This is a genomic window from Desertibacillus haloalkaliphilus (assembly GCF_019039105.1).
Lineage (GTDB): Bacteria > Bacillota > Bacilli > Bacillales > KJ1-10-99 > Desertibacillus > Desertibacillus haloalkaliphilus.
This window is the reverse complement of the sequence record NZ_JAHPIV010000361.1, coordinates 1-373: the sequence shown is the minus strand read 5'-3', so window position 1 is coordinate 373 and position 373 is coordinate 1. Positions and strand designations below refer to the sequence as shown.

Here is a 373-nt window from a genome sequence, read left to right as displayed (position 1 = left end):
AAAGAAGGGAGGGAGAGGAGGGAAGGGGGAGAAAAAGGAGGGAAAAGGAGGGGGAAGAGAGAAAGAAAGGGGGAGAGGAGAGAAAAGGGAAAAAGAAGAAAAAAGAGAAGAGGGAGGGAGGAGGGGAAGGAAGAAAAGAGGGGAGAAGAAAAGGAGAAGGAGGAAAGGAAAAGAAGAGGAGAAGAAGGAGAAGAGAAGGGGGGAGAGAGGAAAGAAAGAAAAGGGAGAAGGAGGAGAAGGAAGGAAAAAGAGGGAAAAGAAAAGAGAGGGGGGAGGAAGGAAGAAAAAAAAGGAGAGAGAGGAGGAAAAAGAGAGGGAAAAAAGAGAAGAAAAGGGAAGAGAGGAGGAAGGAAGAGGGAGAGGAGGAAAAGAA

The 373-nt window shown here is 47.2% G+C and carries 1 protein-coding gene; it reads left to right on the top strand.

Annotated elements, in window-relative coordinates; translation table 11 throughout:
* Nucleotides 1–373: hypothetical protein (locus KH400_RS30095; protein ID WP_217228383.1), on the top strand; the 373-nt coding region annotated here is incomplete at both ends.